The 20,933-nt window shown below is 44.8% G+C and carries 13 protein-coding genes; 10 read left to right on the plus strand and 3 right to left on the minus strand.

Features of this window, described 5'->3' with window-relative positions:
- Positions 1-72 precede the first annotated feature (72 nt).
- From QT979_RS13620 to QT979_RS13650, 7 genes are read left to right on the plus strand one after another with little or no spacing between them, the layout of a single operon-like run.
- Positions 73-3,507, plus strand: coding sequence for an amino acid adenylation domain-containing protein (locus tag QT979_RS13620; RefSeq protein WP_333310518.1), 3,435 nt, complete (start codon positions 73-75; stop codon positions 3,505-3,507).
- Entirely contained in the window at positions 3,504-6,884 is a 3,381-nt protein-coding gene (locus tag QT979_RS13625) for an amino acid adenylation domain-containing protein (protein ID WP_333310520.1), read from the plus strand. The genes QT979_RS13620 and QT979_RS13625 overlap by 4 nt, the downstream gene beginning before the upstream one ends.
- A complete protein-coding gene (locus QT979_RS13630) occupies positions 6,881-11,809 on the plus strand; it encodes an amino acid adenylation domain-containing protein (protein WP_333310522.1) in 4,929 nt (1,642 codons plus the stop codon). Before QT979_RS13625 ends, QT979_RS13630 begins: the two co-directional genes overlap by 4 nt.
- Positions 11,810-11,835: 26 nt before the next feature.
- Positions 11,836-13,116, plus strand: coding sequence for an MFS transporter (locus tag QT979_RS13635; protein ID WP_333310525.1), 1,281 nt, complete (start codon positions 11,836-11,838; stop codon positions 13,114-13,116).
- 58 nt (positions 13,117-13,174) lie between these two features.
- Complete coding sequence (locus QT979_RS13640) at positions 13,175-14,359, plus strand: 2-isopropylmalate synthase (protein WP_333310527.1); 1,185 nt, start codon at positions 13,175-13,177, stop codon at positions 14,357-14,359.
- Positions 14,352-15,389 carry a 3-isopropylmalate dehydrogenase gene (locus QT979_RS13645; RefSeq protein ID WP_333310530.1) on the plus strand — a complete coding sequence of 346 codons (1,038 nt, stop codon included), beginning with the start codon at positions 14,352-14,354 and terminating at the stop codon, positions 15,387-15,389. The genes QT979_RS13640 and QT979_RS13645 overlap by 8 nt, the downstream gene beginning before the upstream one ends.
- A gap of 29 nt (positions 15,390-15,418) precedes the next feature.
- Positions 15,419-17,140 (plus strand): aconitase/3-isopropylmalate dehydratase large subunit family protein, encoded by a 1,722-nt coding sequence (locus QT979_RS13650; protein WP_333310531.1) that lies wholly within the window; start codon positions 15,419-15,421, stop codon positions 17,138-17,140.
- 6 nt (positions 17,141-17,146) lie between these two features.
- On the opposite strand, the gene QT979_RS13655 is transcribed toward QT979_RS13650, so the two are convergent.
- The gene (locus tag QT979_RS13655; RefSeq protein WP_333310533.1) at positions 17,147-17,410 is read right to left on the minus strand and encodes a hypothetical protein; all 264 of its coding nucleotides are present in this window, start codon (positions 17,408-17,410) and stop codon (positions 17,147-17,149) included.
- Positions 17,411-17,912: 502 nt separating this feature from the next.
- Between QT979_RS13655 and QT979_RS13660 the strand changes: the two genes are divergently transcribed.
- Both QT979_RS13660 and QT979_RS13665 read left to right on the plus strand, forming a co-directional pair.
- Entirely contained in the window at positions 17,913-18,287 is a 375-nt protein-coding gene (locus QT979_RS13660; protein WP_333310535.1) for a hypothetical protein, read from the plus strand.
- 189 nt (positions 18,288-18,476) lie between these two features.
- Positions 18,477-19,178 carry a GUN4 domain-containing protein gene (locus QT979_RS13665; protein ID WP_333310536.1) on the plus strand — a complete coding sequence of 234 codons (702 nt, stop codon included), beginning with the start codon at positions 18,477-18,479 and terminating at the stop codon, positions 19,176-19,178.
- A gap of 6 nt (positions 19,179-19,184) precedes the next feature.
- Here the strand turns inward: QT979_RS13665 and QT979_RS13670 are convergent, their stop codons facing one another.
- On the minus strand, positions 19,185-19,388 hold the full coding sequence (locus QT979_RS13670) for a hypothetical protein (RefSeq protein WP_333310538.1): 204 nt from the start codon (positions 19,386-19,388) through the stop codon (positions 19,185-19,187).
- A 141-nt stretch (positions 19,389-19,529) separates the two neighbouring features.
- Entirely contained in the window at positions 19,530-20,165 is a 636-nt protein-coding gene (locus tag QT979_RS13675; protein WP_333310539.1) for a hypothetical protein, read from the minus strand.
- A 236-nt stretch (positions 20,166-20,401) separates the two neighbouring features.
- On the opposite strand from QT979_RS13675, the gene QT979_RS13680 reads away from it, so the two are divergent.
- Positions 20,402-20,701, plus strand: a complete 300-nt coding sequence (locus QT979_RS13680; protein ID WP_333310541.1) for a hypothetical protein — start codon at positions 20,402-20,404, stop codon at positions 20,699-20,701.
- Positions 20,702-20,933: the final 232 nt, after the last annotated feature.

Raw genomic sequence — 20,933 nt, forward strand, 5'->3', positions numbered from 1 at the left:
TGCTACTACAAAATTGCCCTCAATGTGACGCTCGCTCTCAGAACTCTCTTATTTGTAATTAAACTTAGACACATGGTAGCTCCTTTAAATAAATCAGAAATTTCAGCATTTAATCCAGAACAGCAACTTAGAAGCGAAGAAACTTTAACAGACGCCGAACGGTATAAGTTATTAGTCGAGTGGAATAACACTACAAGAGAATATCCCCAAGATAAGTGCATCCACCAGCTATTTGAGGAACAGGTAGAACGGACACCTGATGCCATAGCGGTTGTTTTTGAAAGTCAGCAACTCACATACTTAGAATTGAATGCTAAGGCAAACCAACTGGTCCATTATCTACAAGAGTTAGGTGTAGGGCCAGAAGTTTTGGTGGGAATTTGTGTTGAACGCTCCATCGATATGATAGTGGGACTTCTGGGGATTCTCAAAGCTGGGGGCGCATACGTTCCACTCGATGCCGCATACCCGTCTGAGCGCTTGGCCTTCATGCTACAGGACTCTTCTGTGTCGGTGCTGCTCACTCAGTCGAAGCTAATCGAGAAACTTCCTCCACATTCTGCGTATGTCGTCTACTTGGACAAAGACTGGGAAGAAATTGTCCAACAAAGCAAGGAAAATCCTAGTAGCAGTGTAACGCCTGATAACCTAGCCTACGTTATCTACACCTCTGGCTCTACAGGTAGACCAAAAGGAGTTTGTTGCTGTCATACCGGAGTTGTTAACCTATACACAGATTTCCAGAGCAAACAGCCTCTTTCTGTCGGGGATAGGTGTAGTTTATGGACGGGAATTAGTTTTGATGTTTCTGTCTATGAAATATTTTCAGCGTTATTAGCCGGAGGAACGCTCTATATAGTTTCAAACAATGTACGCTCAGACACTCAGACATTTCTTGACTGGTTAAATTTTCATCAAATTCACAGTGCTTACATTCCTCCGTTCATGCTCAATCAGCTTTCTGAAAGAGTTTTGCAAGGAACGCATAAGGTTTCTTTGCGTAGATTGCTCGTAGGAGTAGAACCCATTCCCACTCGGTTGTTGACATCGCTAAGCAAGGAAATTCCGGGATTGTACATTATTAACGGTTACGGGCCAACAGAAGCTACAATTTGTGCCACTCTGTATTCTGTTAGCTCTTTTGAAGTGAGAAGCGGCAATACGCCAATTGGTAAGCCTGTACTGAATACAAAAATCTATTTGCTTAACGAGCAGATGCAACCTGTACCAATTGGCGTTCCGGGAGAACTCCATATCGGGGGTGTTGGTCTAGCAAGAGGATATCTCAACCGTCCCAATTTGACTAAAGAGAAATTTATCTCCAACTCCTTTAGCAATGAACCAGGTGATCGCCTTTATAAAACTGGCGACTTAGCTCGTTATCTCCCAGATGGCAACATCGAATTTATTGGTCGCATCGATAATCAAGTAAAAATTCGCGGATTCCGTATCGAACTCGGCGAAATTGAGGCAGTGTTGTCTCAACACCCAGCAGTTTTAGAAACTGTGGTCGTGGCGCGACAAGATGTTTCAGACCGCAAATATCTGGCAGCCTACATTGTCCCTAGGGACGCTAGGGCGATTTCTCGCAGCAATCTGTGCAGTTTTCTCAAAGAGAAACTGCCCGTTCACATGATTCCAGGAGTGTTCGTGATGTTAGATGCCCTGCCATTAACACCGAATGGCAAGGTAGATCGTCACGCGCTACATGAATATGGTGAAACGATGGAGCTAAATCCATCACAAACTAATATATCTAATCTAAAAATGGATATTAATTCCCCAGCTAAACACAGAGATACCGGATTAAAAACTACACCCTCAGATAGCATTCGCTCAACCTTACGTTCTTTGGTAGCGAAGTTGCTTCAAATAGAAAGCGATGAAATAGATGCCACTGCCACTTTTTTAGAACTGGGGACGGATTCACTCCTTCTTTTAGAAATAATGCAAAGCATTAAAAGTAATTTTGGGGTCAAGGTGGAAGTTCAACAGTTTTTTGAAGAATTAGAAACTATTGAGACTCTAGCTAATTATATCGAGAAAAATGGGTTGGAAGACTCGGAATCATCAACTTTCCCAAATTTTGAATTAAAATTCCTTGATACAATCGAAGAACTCACTTCCAGTAAATCCCCCCAAGAACTAGCTCAAGCCCAAACATTAGATGTAGCAGTAGCCGTCCCCCAATATAAAACAATGAAAAAAGCAAATGAAAATGTAGAATCTGAGACGAGTGTAGAAAGAATTATCGCGCAACAGCTTCAATTAATGTCTCAACAGCTTGAACTTTTACGCAACGATAAGTCACACAAGGATCTTAAGCCTTTAGAAAAAAGAACAGTCACTGAATTCGCCTCCCCCAAGTCATTCGATCGCTCCGCCACAGTTACTAACCCATCTCCCGTGTGTTCTTACAATGAATGGGACCCACTTGAGGAAGTTATTGTTGGCATCGTCGATGGAGCGATGGTTCCCTCCTGGCATACCATTCATCGCGCTACCGTGCTTCCCGGTCAAGAGAAACAAATGGAGAGCTTAGCCAAGCGGACGGAGAAACAGCCGCTCCCCTACCCAGAGTGGCTCGTTCAGGCTGCTACCAAGTGTGTCGATGGATTTGCTCATATTCTTGAATCCGAAGGAGTTATTGTCCGTCGCCCAGATATTGTTGATTACTCTGCCTCTTTCCGCACACCAGATTGGGAAGTCATGAATGGCTTTTGTTCAGCAAATCCCCGCGACGTTTTCTTGGTAATTGGGAATGAAATTATTGAAGCTCCAATGGCCGATCGCAGTCGTTATTTCGAGTCGTGGGCTTACCGCTCCCTACTCAAAGAATACTTAAAGGGAGGAGCCAAGTGGGTCGCTGCACCAAAACCGCAGCTACTCGATACACAATACGACCCAGATTACAAAACTCCCGCTCCAGGTGAGGAAAGGCGCTTTGTAATCACTGAGTTTGAGCCAACGTTTGATGCCGCAGACTTTGTACGCTTTGGACGGGATATTTTTGTACAGAAAAGTCACGTCACTAACAGTCTTGGGATCGAATGGGTGCGCCGACACCTGGGCGATAAATATCGAGTTCACGAGGTTAAATCACTTTGCCCACAAGCTTTGCATATTGACACCACCCTAGTTCCCTTAGCTCCGGGAAAGGTGTTAGTAAATCCGCTTTTCATAGATGTTGACAACTTGCCTGACTACTTCAAATCTTGGGATATCCTGCTCGCACCTAAACCGAACCGAACGCCGATGACACTTTATGACACAAAAGTGATCAGTCAGTGGGTCAATATGAATGTACTCAGTCTCGATGAAGAGCGAGTAATTGTGGAAAAATCACAGGAATCTACGATTCAAGCATTAAAAGACTGGGGGTTTAAACCGATTCCTTGCGAGTTTGAAAGTTACTATCCTTTCATGGGTTCTTTCCATTGCGCGACGCTGGATGTCCGCAGACGTGGCGAACTACGTTCCTATGAGATGGAGGAGGGCGCACTATGAACCTCAATCAATTTTTAGCTGAACTTGCCGAACGCGGTGTCAAATTGTGGCTAGAGGGCGATACGTTGCGCTTTCGCGCTCCCAAGGGGGTAATGACATCAGAAGATCGGGAATTATTAGTATTGCATAAAGCAAAAGTTATCTCGTTGCTGTCCCAAAGCAACACAAGCGCGAACGATACTAAACAAACCCTTGTACCCGTCTCAGAAAAACGGGACATACCTTTATCTTTTCCCCAAGAACAACTATGGTTTTTGAGCCAGTTAGACCCAAATAACGTTTCTTACAACGAACTATTTGCTTTACGATTCTTGGGCGTACTGAACATCGTTGCACTAGAGCAAAGCCTGAACAAGATCGTCGCTCGCCATGCAGCTTTACGCACAAACTTTACGGTGGTTAATGGGCAGCCAGTTCAGATCATTGCTGAAAGTTTGACTTTGACAGTACCAGTCGTAGACTTAAGCAATCTACCTGCTAGTGACCGAGAAATAGAATTTCAGCGATTAGCAACGGAACAAGCCCACAAGCCCTTTGACTTAGTTAGCGAGCCTTTAATCCAAGGAACTGTACTTAAGCTAACAAAAACAGAACATATATTCTTGCTGAGAACTCACCACATTGTCTGGGATGGTTGGTCATTAGGCATCATGTGGCGGGAGTTAGCAGCTTTCTACAATGACTTATCCCAAGACTTACCTCCACTGCCGGCTGAGTATCCAGACTTTGCGGTTTGGCAGAGGCAATACTTGACAGGTGAGGTATTAGATTCCCTACAAACCTATTGGAAAGAAAAACTATTAGATGCACCACCTTTATTAGAACTACCCACTGACCGAGCGCGAGGAATTACACAAACCTTTGGAGGAAAACATTATAGATTTGTCATTTCAAAGTCACTCACCGAGGCTCTGATCGGTTTAAGTCGGAGGCAAAAAGTGACTATTTTTATGACGCTGTTAGCGGCGTTTCAAACCTTACTTTACCGTTATACTGGGCAAACCGATCTTTGTGTAGGTTCGCCCATTGCGAATCGCGATCGTCCCGAATTTAAAGATTTAATTGGATATTTTGTTAATACGCTAGTATTACGCACTTGTTTGGCAGGAAACCCAAGTTTTGAGGATTTACTGTCCAGGGTGCGAAAAGTAACGCTCGGAGCATACGCTAATCGAGACCTACCCTTTGAAAAATTAGTAGAGATATTGCAGCCAGAACGCTCTTTGAGTTACACACCACTGTTCCAGGTGATGTTTATGCTGCTCGACGAATTACCCGAAATCCAGATGGAAGGCTTAAGAGTAAGTCCATTAGCAGTAGAAACTGGCATAACACACTTTGATTTGGCTTTGTTTATAGAGAAGACTTCATCGGGACTAATTGGAGAATGGGAATACAATACCGACTTGTTTGATGATGCCACGATCGCTCGGATGACAGGCCATTTCCAGATATTACTGGAAGCGATCGCAGTCAATCCTATTCAACCAATTTCAGAATTGCCCCTACTGACACAACCAGAGCGCTACCAGCTATTAATTGAGTGGAATAATACAACGATTGACTATCCCCAGGATAAGTGTATCCATCAGTTATTTGAAGAGCAGGTGGCTCTAACACCTGATGCGGTGGCACTGGTATTTAAAGGGGAACAACTCACATATGGGGAATTAAACCGACGCGCCAACAAATTAGCTCACTACCTGCAAAGCTTGGGAGTTGGGCCAGAAGTGCTAGTGGGGATCTGCGTAGAGCGTTCCTTTGAGATGATTGTGGGAATCTTAGGCGTCCTCAAAGCTGGTGGTGCTTATGTCCCCCTCGACCCAACTTACCCACAAGAACGGTTGGCCTTCATGCTGGAGGACTCCTCGGTGCCGGTGCTGCTCAGCCAGACGCAACTGGTTGAATTGCTTCCCCCAAACTCTGCGCGTGTTGTCTGTGTGGATGGGGACATAGAAAAAAGTGCTTTCCACAGTTCGGAGAACCCCAGCAGCACAGTAACGCCGGATAACCTGGCTTACGTTATCTACACATCAGGGTCTACAGGCAAGCCCAAGGGCGTCTTATTGGCCCACTCTGGACTGTGCAACTTAACCACAGCACAGATCCAGCTATTCAACATACACTCAGACAGTCGAATTCTTCAGTTTGCTTCCATTAGCTTTGACGCTTCTATCTGGGAAATTATCATGGCTCTTTGTGCGGGGGGCAAGCTCTGTCTTGGAACACGAGAACAATTACAATCAGGGCTAACATTGCTCCAGCTATTGAGGGAGCAAAAAATTACCCACGCTAACTTGGTGCCATCTGTGCTAGCGGCTTTGCCTGATGAGGAATTACCCACTTTAGAGAATATTGTCGTAGGGGGAGAGGAGTGTCCTCCTTCCTTGGTTGAACGATGGGCAAATGGACGGCGTTTTTTCAATCTCTACGGGCCAACAGAAGCCACTGTCTGCGCCACCGTTGCCCTTTGCAGTGACGGAAATCAGAAACCGCCCATTGGGCGTCCGATCGCTAACACAAAAATCTATATTCTCGACCCTCACAACCAACCCGTTCCCATCGGTGTTCCCGGAGAACTCCACATTGCGGGTGTGGGACTTGCCAAAGGTTACCTCAACCGTCCCGAGTTGACTGATAAGAAATTCATTCCCAACCCCTTTAGCAATGAACCGGGTTCGCGCCTTTACAAAACAGGGGACTTAGCCCGCTACCTGACCGACGGCAATATCGAATATCTCGGTCGGATAGATGACCAAGTGAAGGTTCGTGGTTTTCGGATCGAACTCGGAGAAATTGAAGCAGCACTGAGTCAACATCCAAACTTACTCTCTGTTGCAGTCGTGCTTCGAGAAGATATTCCCAGCCAAAAGAGTTTAGTCGCTTACGCTGTCCCTCTTCAGAAACCTGCGCCCACCGTTGGTGACCTGCGGCATTTTCTGAAAGAGCGACTACCAGACTATATGGTGCCTAGTGCTTTTGTAACTTTGGAGTCCTTACCGCTGACCCCCAATGGCAAAGTAGACCGCAAATTATTACCAGCACCAGACCTCAATAGTTTAATTCACAAAGGAGATTTTGTAGCTCCTCGGACTCCTACAGAAGAATTACTAGCGTCCATCTGGGCTATGGTTTTGGAAGTAGAGAAAGTGAGTATAAATGACAATTTTTTTGAATCAGGTGGGCATTCTTTGCTGGCGACTCAACTTCTCTCAAAAGTGAGTCATACCTTTGGGCTGAATCTGCCTTTATCGAAGTTGTTTGAAGCTCCAACCGTAGCGGATATTTCTAGCTACATTGAAGCAATCTCTTGGGCAACTCAAAATATTGAAACGAGCAACACAACTATTAATAACCGAGAAGAGGTGGAATTTTGATAAATACAATTGAGTTTATTAATAATCTACGCAAGCTAGATATCAACCTATTTATGGAAGGCGAACGCCTTCGTTGCAACGCTCCTGAAGGGACACTCACCCCTGCTCTCAAGTCAGAAATTAATGGGCGTAAAGCAGAGATAATCTCCTTTTTGCACCAAGCCAATAATCAGAAAAATGCCAGTGCGCTCGCTCCTATATCCAGAACAGAAAACAACACCTTCCCTCTTTCTTTTGCCCAACAGCGTCTTTGGTTCCTAAACCAATTGCAGCCGAACAGCGCGTTCTATAATATTCCTCTTGGCTTGCATTTTAGCGGTCAACTCAATATTGCGGCTTTAGAGTCAAGCTTGCAATTACTCATCAATCGCCATGAAATCTTACGCACTAACTTTATTGCTGTAGATGGAGAACCCGTTCAGGCGATCGCTGTCACTAGAGATTTTACGCTGCCAGTCGTGGATTTTCGTCCTCTGCCAGCAAGTGAACGAGAGCTTGAGTATGATAAATTAGCTTCTCAGTCAGTAATGTATGTGTTTAATCTCGCTCAAGAACCTCTACTCCGAGCACAGTTAGTTCAGCTTACTCCAACAGAAAATGTTCTACTGCTAATAGTTCACCACATTATCTTTGATGGTTGGTCTGTCAATATCTTTGTTCAAGAGTTAACCACAATTTACTCAGCTTTAGTTGAGCATCATACACCAACTCTGCCTGAAATCAACCTTCAGTATGTAGACTTTGCTGTGTGGCAACAGCAGTGGTTACAGGGAGAAGTTTTACAGTCTCAACTCGCTTACTGGCAGCAAAAACTAGCAGGGATGCCAGCGCTGTTAGAATTGCCAACCGATCGCCCCCGACCTGCTGTACAATCCTTTCGCGGAAAAACTCAAGTTTTTACCCTTGAGCAAGATATTAGTGAAGCACTCGTAAGTTTGAGTCAGCAGCAGGGGGTCACGCTCTTTATGTTGCTCCTCACAGCATTTAAAATATTACTTTATCGCTACACTAATCAACTCGATATTGTTGTTGGTTCGAGCGTTGCTAATCGTCAGTACCCTCAAATTCAAGGAATGATTGGATTTTTTGTTAATAATTTAGTGCTGCGTACAGATTTATCAGAAAACCCTACCTTTCTTCAGTTATTACAACAAGTTAAACAAGTTGTCTTAGAAGCTTACGATCGTCAAGACTTACCGTTTGATAAGCTAGTAGAAGCACTACAGCCAGAGCGTCACTTAAGCTACTCGCCCTTGTTTCAAATAAGTTTCGATATGGAGCATGAATCAACGTCTGATATTACTCTCCAAGATTTAAAACTTAACATATCTGAACCAGGAAGCAATGATACGGCTAAGTTTGATTTAAGCTTATCTTTACAGAAAACCAAGCAGGGATTAACAGGAGCTTTTGAATATAGTACAGACCTCTTTGATACCGCGACCATTGCTCGAATGATAGAGCATTGGCAAACGCTATTGGCAGGTATTCTAGCGAATCCAGAACAAAGGCTATCAGATTTGCCCATTTTGACAGCAATTGAACAATCCAAGTTATTAGTGGAGTGGAATCAAACTCAACAAGACTATCCTCAGAATCTATGTATTCATCAATTATTTGAAGTGCAGGTAGAACAAACACCAGATGCAGTAGCAGTAATCTTTAAAGAGGAGCACCTAACTTACCGAGAACTAAATGCCAAGGCCAACCAATTAGCACACCATTTACAAGCACTGGGGGTAAAACCAGAAACACTGGTAGGCATTTGTGTAGAGCGTTCTCTTGAGATGATAGTAGGACTCTTAGGCATCCTCAAAGCGGGCGGTGCTTATGTCCCCATAGATCCTGCCTATCCGTCTGAGCGAATAACTTTTATGCTCAAAGGCTCCTCTGTGCCAGTGCTGCTTACCCAGTTCCGGTTTGTTGAGTCTCTTCCTGAATATCAGGCACGAGTTGTTTGCCTAGACTTTGATTGGGAAGAAATTTCCCGCTCCAGCGAGAAAAACCCTACTAGCAACGTAACGCCCCATAATTTAGCCTATGCCATCTATACATCAGGGTCTACGGGGCAGCCAAAAGGAGTTCTGATTTCGCATCAGGCCTTAGTCAACCACAGCGTCTCCATTGCCAAGCACTATGATTTGCAAGCAACAGATAGGGTTTTACAGTTTACTTCCATTAGCTTTGATGTAGCAGCAGAAGAGGTATTTCCTACTTGGATCGGTGGGGGTACTGTCGTTCTCCGACTAGGTTCAATTTCTCCAACTATTGCAGAGTTTCAAGAATTAATAAACCGGGAAAAGCTGACTGTTCTTAACCTGCCTGCCTCTTACTGGCATGAGTGGGTATTTGTTCTGGATAGTTCAGAGATTCAACTGCCTTCTTCGTTAAGATTAGTTGTGGTTGGTAATGAGAAAGTTTTACCAGACAAATTGATCGATTGGCAGAAAATAGTAGGGAATCACATCCGTTGGCTCAATGCTTATGGACTGACTGAAACTACAATTACATCTACAATTTATGAACCTGATATCTGGAAAGAGAAGAACTTGGCAGATGTTAAAGCTGTACCTATAGGTCGTCCTATTGCCAACACGCAAGTATATGTGCTAGACACTCATCTACAGCCTGTTCCTATTGGTGTTCCGGGTGAACTGTATACTGGTGGCGATGGTCTAGCACGGGGCTATTTAAACCGTCCAGATCTAACTCAACAGCGGTTTATTCGCAACCCTTTTAACAATCAACCAGGTTCTTACCTCTACAAAACTGGAGATGTAGTTCGCTACCTGCCCGATGGTAATCTCGAATTAGTTGGTCGTACTGATAATCAGGTAAAAATTCGTGGTTTTCGTATTGAGCTAGGGGAAATTGAGTCAGTTTTGAACCAGCATCTTAACGTGCGAGAAGCTGTGGTAATCGATCGAGAAGATGTGCCGACCAACAAGAATTTAGTAGCTTATATAGTATCTAACCTTTTTCCAGAACGAGTACCTTATCAAATTGAGTGTTTAGTAGAACTGAGTAATGGTACTCAACTTCTACTGCAAACTAGAGATATTTCTTTTGGTGGTGTTGGTTTAATAGGGAAATTAGATGCCACGCCCGGTCAAGAAATCCACTTGCAACTCCAACTACCAAGTAATTTGCTACAGTCACCCTTAAAAGGGAGAATTGCTTGGCATCAAGAACAACAAACAGGCGTGCAACTAATACTGACACCCGAAACCCAATCTCTTTGGCATCAAAATTACCAAGATTTACTCGAAAGTAGCGGTATGGTGAAAAGCTTACAAAGAATACTCGCAGGTAATCTCCGTGATTTTATCAAACAAAAACTACCATCTTACATGGTGCCATCTAGCTTTGTGCTGTTAGAGGCTATGCCATTAACACCCAATGGCAAAGTAGATCGTCGCCAGCTACCAGTACCTACAGGAAATACGAGTGAGATGATAGAGTCTAAGAACATTCCTTGTACTTCTACGGAAATTCTTGTATCCCATATTTGGGCAGGATTACTGGGTTTAAAACAAGTAGGAGTTAACGATAACTTCTTTGAACTTGGTGGAAATTCTTTATTAGTTATTCGGCTGCTGTCTAAGTTACATGAAGTCTGTGGCGTAGATATACCAATACATCGCTTGTTTGAATTTCCGACTGTGGCTGGTATTGCCCAACTGATTGACAAGATTCGCCAGGTAGGAACAATCGATAATCTGACCGACAATATTCTCGATTTAAGTGCTGAAGTCTTTCTTGACAAGGAAATCCAGCCTCACTCGCTAGCGTTTAATCAAATTGGCGAACCAAAATGTATTTTTCTAACAGACGCAACAGGATTCTGCGGGAGTTATTTACTATATGAGTTGCTTCTGCAAACGACGGCTGATATATATTGTTTGGTTAATGCCTCTAATTCGGATGAAGGAAAAAACAGGTTGCGAACTCAACTCGAATTTTACACTCTCTGGCAGCCAACCTTCAGTTCTCGAATTATTCCTGTAATTGGAGATTTATCTCAATCCCGTTTAGGTATTAGCGCAGCGGAGTTTCAAAATTTAGCCAATCGTATTGATGTTATTTATCACAATGGGGAATCCAATAATATTATCTATCCCTACTCTGCCTTAAAAGCAGTTAATGTTACGGCAACTCAAGACGTTCTCAGGTTAGCTAGCCAAATCAAAATCAAGCCTGTACATTTTATTTCTACTCTTGGTGTATTCTATTCACCTCACTATTTTCAGCGTCAGTTAATTGCCGAATCAGACCCTCTCGATAGTAGTCAAGGGTTGACTAGCGGCTATGGTCAAAGCAAATGGGTAGCAGAAAAATTAATGAATATCGCTCGTGAAAGGGGACTTCCTGTGTGCATATACAGGCTAGGTCGTTTTGCAGGACACAGCCAGACAGGTGCGGTGGCTACAGATGATTGGCTGTTTAGGACGATTAAAGGTTGTATCCAACTTGGAATGTTCCCTGAGTTAGAAATGATGGTAGAAATGATTCCTGTAGACTATGTGAGCAAAGCTATTGTTGGCATATCACAAGCAAAGTCATCCTTGGGACAGGCTTTTCATATCACCAATCATCATCAGATATCCTGGGAATATCTAATTAATTGGATACAAAGCTTTGGTTATCCAGTTAAACAAGTTTCAACTAAAAAGTGGCGTCAAGAACTGATTCATCATCTTAATTATTTCCCCGAAAATGCTCTGCATTCTCTATTACCCATGTTTTCTGAAGAGGCTGAATCTCAAAAAATTGAATTTAAATTTGACAACCAAAATACGCGAGAAGCTTTGTCTGGAACTGAAATTTGTTGCCCGCCTCTCAATGCAGAGTTACTCAATATCTATTTTTCTTATTTCCTGAATATAGGATTTTTGAGTGCGCCAGAGCCAACTACTATTGTATAACTATGCGATTCGGTATATTCTACAAAATGCGCGTTTTTCTTCTTGTCTGGTTCGGACAACTGGTATCCCTCATCGGGTCGGGACTGACAAGTTTTGCATTGGGAGTTTGGGTGTACCAGCGTACAGGATCAGTCACTCAATTCTCTCTGATTTTGCTATCGGCTATGCTGCCGAGTATCCTGATTTCCCCGGTAGCGGGTGCCTTCGTTGACCGATGGAACCGGCGGTGGTGCATGATTCTATCTGACTCCGGCGCGGGGATAACTACAGTGGCGATGGCTCTATTACTCACCACCGGAAACCTTGAAATTTGGCACATCTACCTCGCCGTCAGCCTCAGTTCCGTCTGTAAAGCTTTTCAGTTGCCAGCTTACACTGCTTCGACCTCTTTATTAGTACCGAAGGAACACTTGCCGCGTGCTAGCGGTATGGTTCAATCAGGAGAAGCGTGCGCCCAGCTAATTTCACCGCTGCTAGCAGGATTCTTGCTGGGAATCGTCCAACTTGAAGGTGTCATTTTAATTGACTTTGCCACCTTCCTGTTTGCCCTCACCACCCTATTGCTGGTTCGCTTTCCTGACGCTAAGACTGCTGCGGTTCCAGTTAATGGAAAAGCCTCTCTCTGGCGCGAGGCACTTGAAGGCTGGACTTATATTACTGTTAGACCCGGACTTTTAGCTTTGCTAATTGTTTTCGCTATCAATAATTTTGTTTTTGGACTGATTGAAGTTTTATTCCCGCCACTGGTACTTTCTTTTACTTCTGTTACTGTTCTCGGAACCATTCAATCTCTCGGCGGTGCCGGGATGCTGCTGGGTAGTGTAGTTATGAGTATTTGGGGAGGTCCCAGAACTTTAATCCGTGGCGTATTTGGTTTTGCCTTTCTCAGCCAACTGTGCATTTTAGCATTGGGATTACGCGCCGATGCCGCCCTTTTTGCTCTGGCTTTCTTTTTGTTTTTCTTCAGCTTACCTTTCATCAATGGCTGGTGCGATGCCATCTTACTCCGAAAAGTGGCTCCCGATATTCAAGGCCGAGTCTTTGCCACAATTAATATGATTTGTTTCTCGTGCATCCCCCTCGCCTATGTTGTGGCTGGCCCTCTAGCCGAACGAATCTTTGAACCTCTCATGGCGGCTGATGGTTTATTAGCTGGAAGCATCGGTCAAATCATTGGCGTGGGGCCGGGCCGCGGTATTGGCTTGCTATTTATTACGATGGAAATTCTAGCTATAGGGGTGACAGTTGCCGTTTACCGATATCCGCGCTTGCGGTTTGTGGAACGCGAATTACCAGATGCGATTTAGCGCGGCTTGTAAATCTTAATTGATAACAGTAGAAACCCTATTTTTTTGGAGATATCCTATGCCAACACTTCCCTTAATCATGTCTGACGAAACCCTCCGCGATGGCGAACAACAAGCTGGGCTTTTCTTTCCTTATGAAACTAAGAAAACTTTAGCCAAACTCATCAGCCAAGCAGGAATCCACCAAATAGCAATAATGCCAGCCGTTCACGAAACCGAAGAACATTTACTAAAAACCTTGGTAGCAGAAGGCTTAGGCAGCACCATGACGGCTTCCACAATGCTTGGTAAACAATTTATCGATCGAGCTAAAGCTTGCGGAATAGAACGAATTATCCTCTTCTATGCCGTTTCAGATCGCCTTTTACTTTTAAGAGATGCAGAAGTCCGCAATTTAACAGCGCACCCAGAGAAAATAGAGGATGACAATCTCCCTAATGCACTTGTCTGCCGCGTCCGTCAGAACATGATTAATAAAGTTTTGGAAAATCTGCGCTATGCTACGAGTGCAGAAGTCGGTTTAAAAGTAGAGTTTGCTGCCGAAGATGCCAGCCGGGCTGATTTTAACTTTTTAGTTCAGTGCATTCGCGAATTTCAACCCTACATCGAACACTTTGTCCTCTGCGACACAATGGGCATCCTCACTCCAGAGAAAACTTATGTATGGGTTCGCGACATTCTAGAATTGGTCAACAATGCAGCTTTAGGAGTGCATTTTCACAATGACTTAGGCATGGCTCTCGAAAATACCCTCCAAGCTGTCATCGCGGGAGCTTCAATGATTTCAGGCACATTCCGAGGCATTGGCGAACGGGCGGGTAATATCCCACTAGAGCAAGTCTTAAATGGACTTAGATTGCGCTTTGGGATAGAAGTAGAGGGCATTAATTATGAAGCGCTCTCCCAAGTCACAGACTACCTCGATTCACTAGGAGTTCGTCCTGCTTCCCCTTACTCCCAAGCTGCCCTTCGTCACGAAAGCGGCATTCACGTTAATGGCTTCTTACGCGACCCAGATAGCTACCATATTTTTCCTCACGCCCATCCAGAAATTTGGTTTGGCAAATGCAGCGGTTCTAGCAATTTTCAATACCTGTTTGAGAAGCAACTCAACAAACCGCTTACTCCAGAAGATTACAACCGAATGCGAGACAAAATCAAATCCCTTTCCATTCAAGAGCAGCGGTGCTTTTCCCCAGAAGAAGTTGTCGAGTTATTCGAGGGAGGATTTTTCAATGACTGAGCCTTATCGCGTGGTAGCTCTCCCTGGCGAAGGCATCGGGCCAGAAGTGGTAGACGCTTCCTTAAAAGTTCTCCTGCATTTAGCAAAACTAGAAGGGTTTTCTGTAGTTATAGACTATGCCTTAATTGGACAACCTGCCTTCAATGAATTTGGAAAATTCTTCCCCGACCAAACCGCCCAACTATGCGAAGGTGCTGATGGAATTTTATTCGGAGCCGTCACGAGAGGCGGGATTCTCGAACTTCGCCAACACTTCGACTTTTTTATCAATTTTCGTCCCGTGCGTCCCTTTGAAACTTTATTGGATAAATCCAGCCTTCAGCCGCACAAGATTCAAGGAGCCGATATATTATTTGTTCGAGAGCTCGTAAGCGGAATTTATTTTGGACTATCAGGACGAACAGAAGACGACAATGGCTATTATGGCTTTCATACAATGAAATACTACGACTGGCAAATCCGCCGCATCGCTAAAGTAGCTCTAGGCAAAGCAAAAGAGCGCCGAGGTTTGCTTACCGTTGCCCATAAAGAAAATGCTCTGCCACAAATCCCTTGGAGCCGTTTAGTGCAGGAGGAAGCCGAACATTTCCCTGATGTTATAGTAGAGCCAATGCTAGTGGATAACTTAGCCATGCAACTCGTGCGGGAGCCTAAGCGATTTGATGTGATTCTAGCAGGAAATCTATTTGGGGATATCCTCAGCGATATCGGAGGAGCATTAGTAGGTTCCATCGGGTTATTACCCTCTGCCAGTCTGAACGAGCGCGGGTTCGGTCTTTATGAAGCCATACACGGCACAGCACCAGATATTGCCGGGAAGGGTATTGCCAATCCTCTAGGAACGATGGGGGCAGTTGTCTTAATGCTTCAGCAGTGGGGGGAAACCCATGCGGCTATCAAGCTAATTCAAGCCATCGAAAAAATTTTAGCCCAGGGCTACCGCACGGCAGACTTAGCCCCCCAGGGTCAAGAAATCTTAGTCAACGCGGAAACTTTAACCGAGTTGATAGTCCAACAGCTCGGTAGTTAACTTTGATAAACAAGCAGTAGGGAGAACTTATGACAACCGAACCGAAAGTATTGATTTTTGGAGATGATATCAATACAGACGATATTATTCCGGCAAAACGGTGTACTACTGCCGACCCAGAGTATTTAAAGCAGTATGCTTTTGAACATCTGATTGGTGAAGGGAACCTTGTAGGCTATGAAGAAATCGAAGCCGGACGCAATTTCGGCTGCGGTTCTAGCCGAGAAAATGCACCTATTGCCATAAAAGCTGCTGGCATAAAAAAAATACGCGCCCTCTCTTTTGCCGAAATATTTTACCGAAATAGTATCAATATTGGTCTGACTTTAGAAGTTTACTCCCAGCCTAATAATAATCCCGTCGTCGAAGCTATTGTGAGGGCAGGCGGCTTAATTCCCTTTAACCAAAAGCGGCAGAAAGGTGAAATTTCTGTTCCCGAGAGTTCAACTTATGCTAGGGCGATGACTCTGACAGAAAAACTTTTGGCACGGGCGTCTGGCAATGCTTACGTTCAGCCGGGAGAGATAGTTTTTGCTAAAGTCGATCTAGCCATGTCTCACGATGCCGTAGCCGCACCTGTTGCTGATGTCTTTTACCAGAATTTTGGAGAAGAAGCAAAACTTTGGGATGCTAGCCGCGTTGTTTTAGTAGCAGATCACTTTATTCAAGTCAACGACGTGCGAGTAGACCCTAAAGCCACTTCTTTATACTCAGAAATGGTGCAGTTTGCCCGCTCGCAAGGCTGCCATTTGTTCGATATGGTTTCCCCAGGAGAAGCTGCTGGCATTTGTCACGTTCTGCTGCCAGAAAAGGGCTTCATTCATCCAGGTACAATTGTAGCGGGTACAGACTCTCACACTTGCACTTACGGAGCCTTTGGATGTTTTTCCACTGGAGTGGGAACAACGGATATGGCGAATATTTTTGCGATGGGGGATATGTGGGTGCGGGTTCCCCCTACCCTACTTTTTAGACTTGAAGGAACTTTGCCCAAATATATTGCTGCAAAAGACATCATCCTATTTATTCTCAGCAAAATTGGCTGTGACGGCGCTGCGGGAAAAGTTATGGAATTCCGAGGCAGTATTATCGACCAGATGCCAATGGAAGAACGCATGACACTCTCGAACATGGCGATTGAGTGCGGTGCAATGTGCGGGGTAATTGCTCCTGATGAAACAACTCGCCAATATCTCCAAAACTGCGGTCAAGATTTATTTGAGGACGTTGGTAGCGACTCCGAGGCATCTTATGAACAAATCTATCAGTTTGATTTGAGCGATTTAGAACCGCAGGTCGCTCGTCCCCCCAAACCAGACCAAGTAATTGGTATTAGCAAGTTAGGAGAAATTCCTATTACCAAAGCTTTTATTGGTTCTTGCACCGGGGGAAAACTTTTCGACCTCGCTCAAGCTGCCGAGGTGCTTGAAGGTCGCCGTATAGCTCCGGGTGTGAGTCTTTTTATCGTGCCCGCTTCTTTTGAGGTGCGCCAAAAGGCTGAGAATTTAGGGTATATGCAAATATTTGAAGCGGCGGGAGCCACCATTCTCAAATCAGGCTGTGGCGCTTGTATTAATGCCGGACTTGGGATACTCACTCAAGAAGAGACAGGGGTTTATGCGACCAACCGCAATTTCAAAGGGCGAAGCGGCGATCCAACGGCGAAGAACTATTTAGCTTCTCCCCGCGTGGTAGCTATTTCGGCAGTTGAGGGAAAAATTAGCGATCGCCTTAGCGATGCAAGCGAATGAGGCTCTTTAGGGTTTGAGGCTATATTCAGCAGGTAAGGCATAAAAGCTTCTGTCCTTTTTGTACAGCGCTATTCGCGCCTGGGAAAAGCAGTGCAGTTTCGATGCTATTTCCCAGGGGGCGATCGCCTCTGAAAAACTGTTGAGGTTTTCACTTTCCTGCCGGTGATGCTTGCGATCGCCAGTTATGCGATCGGCGAGGAGTAATGAGGCCTCAGTCGTGCCGGTTGAAACGGCTGAGTCCCCACCGCCACATTTATCTGATATTCTCAAAAAACTATTCCATCACTAGGGCAAGATTTGGGGATACCGTTTAGGGCAACAGTTGGGGTGCGGGCCGTCAGGAGGGCGATCGCTTGTTGAGTGAGCTTGCAGAAAGCGACCTGTACCTTACAGTCGTTGGGGGCATAAAGCGATCGTACCTCTGTCACCACTTAGGAATGAAAAATCAATAACTTGCACAATTAAACCCCAGAAGCCTTGATCCAAGGTAAACTATTGCTCTATTAGTCAGCTTATTTATTTTTTATTCCTAAGGTGAATGCAAGGGCTTCCGAAATATAGCGAAATAAACCCTCATCAGCATCGAATTACTAAGAAAATCTGTGGCGAACAATTTCCAGATTTTGCTCATCTAATTCAAAGATTACCTGAATTTCTAAACAACCACTGTTATCATTTGGATATAATTGTGACTAGGTATTGAGTTGGTGCGAGACTTTTTCCAATTTGTTGGGCGATTGCATAATATTTGGTGTACGCATCTCTACTACTGATGAAAAAGTACCTCAACCTCGTCACCGCCCTCCTCGCCTCGCTCAAACCCAAATCCGAGCTTCCCATAATCGATAGCTACGGTCAATCCCCGCTTAACCAAGACGAGCAGCAAGCTCTCATGGAATGGCTCTTTGCTAGTTTGATGGGTGCGGGCTACTTCAGTAAAGCTCACCTCATCTGGGACGATGGCAAAGACAGAGAGCGGGAGATATTCACCGCATTGATGAGAAATGAGCCGATATTCCTGTACCGCCAAGGAGCGCGACCTTCACCCACGGTTGAGGGATATTGCTGGCGGCTGATTGGCGAACATCCGAGTTTGAGGGTGTATGAGTTGGAGATGGAGGTTGAAGAAGGTGAGAGCGATCTATGATCTCGGATCGATCGTTAAAGCGATCGGTAAATATAGCCGTAATACTAATCGCTTAAATCTGTAATCCTAACTAAAATAACCAATATTTCTTGTCCCTCACATGAGTGACACTCAAATATGCGGCTGGTCATGCGCCTATAGGATTGCTCAGAATGGTTCAGGTACAAAGAAAATCACGAGGTTCAGACTATGTGGGGATGGAAAAGCATTCTTAAATCAGGCGATGGGTTGGCAACAGCGCGACAAGATGTGCGGGAATTGCAAGTGCGGTTGATTGATTTATCTAAGAAATCGAATCGCCCCAATTGGCATCCCGGCAACCCAGATGGTCAATTCGGCCCTAAAACTGAAAGCGCCGTAAAAGCTTTTCAAAAAGACCAAAATCTTATCGCTGATGGTCAAGTTGGTTCCCTTACTGTAGAAGCGCTATACAAAGATTATGCCCAACTGCGAGATTTCTTAGGCGCTAGGCAGTGGCAAAAAGCAGATGAGGAAACAGCAAAACTCATGCTGAACCTGGTTGGGCGACAATTTGAGGGTTCCTTCGAGCCAGGAGAAATCGAGCAAATTCCGTGTTCTGACCTCCAGGTCTTAGACAAACTATGGTTAGCATCTTCTGGGGGTCACTTCGGCTTCAGCGTTCAAAAGCGTATTTGGAAAAGTACCATTGCTACTAATCCAGACGTAGACGATGCGGGTCAAAGCTTTGGGGAAATTACCGGACAATTTGTGGATGGTGAATTGATCGAGTACAAGCGCGTTACCTTTAACCTGAGTGCTCTTGCGGGTCACTTACCTACGCTGTGGTGGCGGCGCAGCATGGTACTGGCTGGCTTTGGTCGCCCCGTCGCATCTTTGGTATCCCGCATGGATAGTTGCAAGCTACCTTGATGCTCCTCAATCCAACTGATTGTATTCTTCAGCGATCGCCTCTAAACACCAAAACTTACCCAGCGTCATCACCACAGGCAGTTTCAGGAGTTTTAGGATTTCCAGAGCGATCGCCCGCAACTCCCCCGGCTCACCCTGCGAGATATCTAATCTAAAATCTAAAAATCGCAAAACGGGCGATCGACTTGATGCGGTCGCTCGATCGCCCATCACTTATTTTCGGTTTGCCAGTAGATAAACCGTGCTTTAGGTTGACTTTCCTTGACTTATTCTGATTTTCTTGGTTTAAGTTGATTTTTCTTCAGTTTCCTGACAGCCAAAGGCGATCGCCATTCTTGTCCGAGTGATATGTCAAGTCAAGTTGCTTCTCATCTGCGAAATAGCTTGATTCAAACCCTCGCTGTGAATCCAGCCTACGAAGCCACCGTAAATCATTCTGCCATCGGGATCGGCTAAAAAAATGTGGTCAACGCCGAGTGGGTTTTTCCAAGCCCTAACCGCTGTTCCATCCCTAAGTCTGATAATCGGATTGGAGCTGTTAAAATCCCTGTGGTGTGCTGGTGTCATTCCAGGGACAGCTTCTAAAATGGCGCGAGCTTCCCTAGTAACATCTGAAATGTTTGCAGCGCTGGCTGCTGAACAGCCACATCCATCTGTCACAGTTTGCTTGAGCCTTTCTTTGATATCGCCATCAAACAGGGATAATTGCTCAATCTCATCTAAAAGTTTCCCGTGTGGCTCAGATAAGCGCCTTTGGCAATAAATTGCTGTCAGCAAGTCCTCTAACCCTACTTTTGTCAGAGCATCTGCAATCAATCCCGTCAAACCTAGTACGGCAATGCCTCCGAGCATTCCTGCCGGGCCACCTAGAAATGCTAGAGCTGCTGTGATTGCAGCCGCTCCTGTTAAACCTGTCGCAGCCATCGTCACTACCAGGATGATACCTGGTAAACCCAAAGCAGCTACTTTCTTGACGACTTCATCCATTTTACAAACCTTCGCTGTTGCTTTCTTTCCTCTACCAACCAGTTGCCAGCACGAAAAACCTGTTAGCGCAACAAGTTATTTATTATATCCTGACCTTGCCATAGCAGTTTCGAGTCGTAGATGGGACAATTAGATGATCCTGATGGATCTGTAGCGGTTTCAACCCCTAGGCTAGAGAATATAACAAAGCTGGCAAAGTACCAGAAAAGTAATGAATTAAACCAACGAAACTACCTATGACACTTGGCAAGCTTGAACTCATCATCAAAATTAACGAACTCCCGAACAACGTAGAGACTAACAAAGACAACTGGAAAACCTTTGAGCTTGACTGTGACGGTCGAATAGTGTCCGTTACTGTTAAACCAAAAATATGGAAGAAGCTTGAGGATGCTGCTACCAACTATCCCCAGTGGGTGGCTGCTATCGGTGGCAAGATGGGTGAATCAACCTCTAACGGCTTTGTGCTATCAGACCCAATTATCCAAGTCTTTGAGAAAAAACCGAAGGAACCTAAACCTGAAGCTGAGCAGTGATAGAGGCTTGAGTAGCAATCGTGTAGAAACTTGCGAACTTGGCTGAAGCCTTGCTTAGCAAGGATTTAAGGTAAATCAGCCAGCAAGCCAATTTGGGGTAAATGGCTTGCTAGCTGATCTAACTGGCTCGTCTGTTGTTTTAATCCATTGACAGCGGTTTATGACAATAGCAAAGAAGTTACTGTCACAGTCCCGCACTCCCACAAATTCCTTATCCTGATGAAGCTGTAGC

The organism is Microcoleus sp. w2-18bC1 (assembly GCF_036700365.1).
In the GTDB taxonomy this organism is placed as follows: Bacteria; Cyanobacteriota; Cyanobacteriia; order Cyanobacteriales; family Microcoleaceae; genus Microcoleus.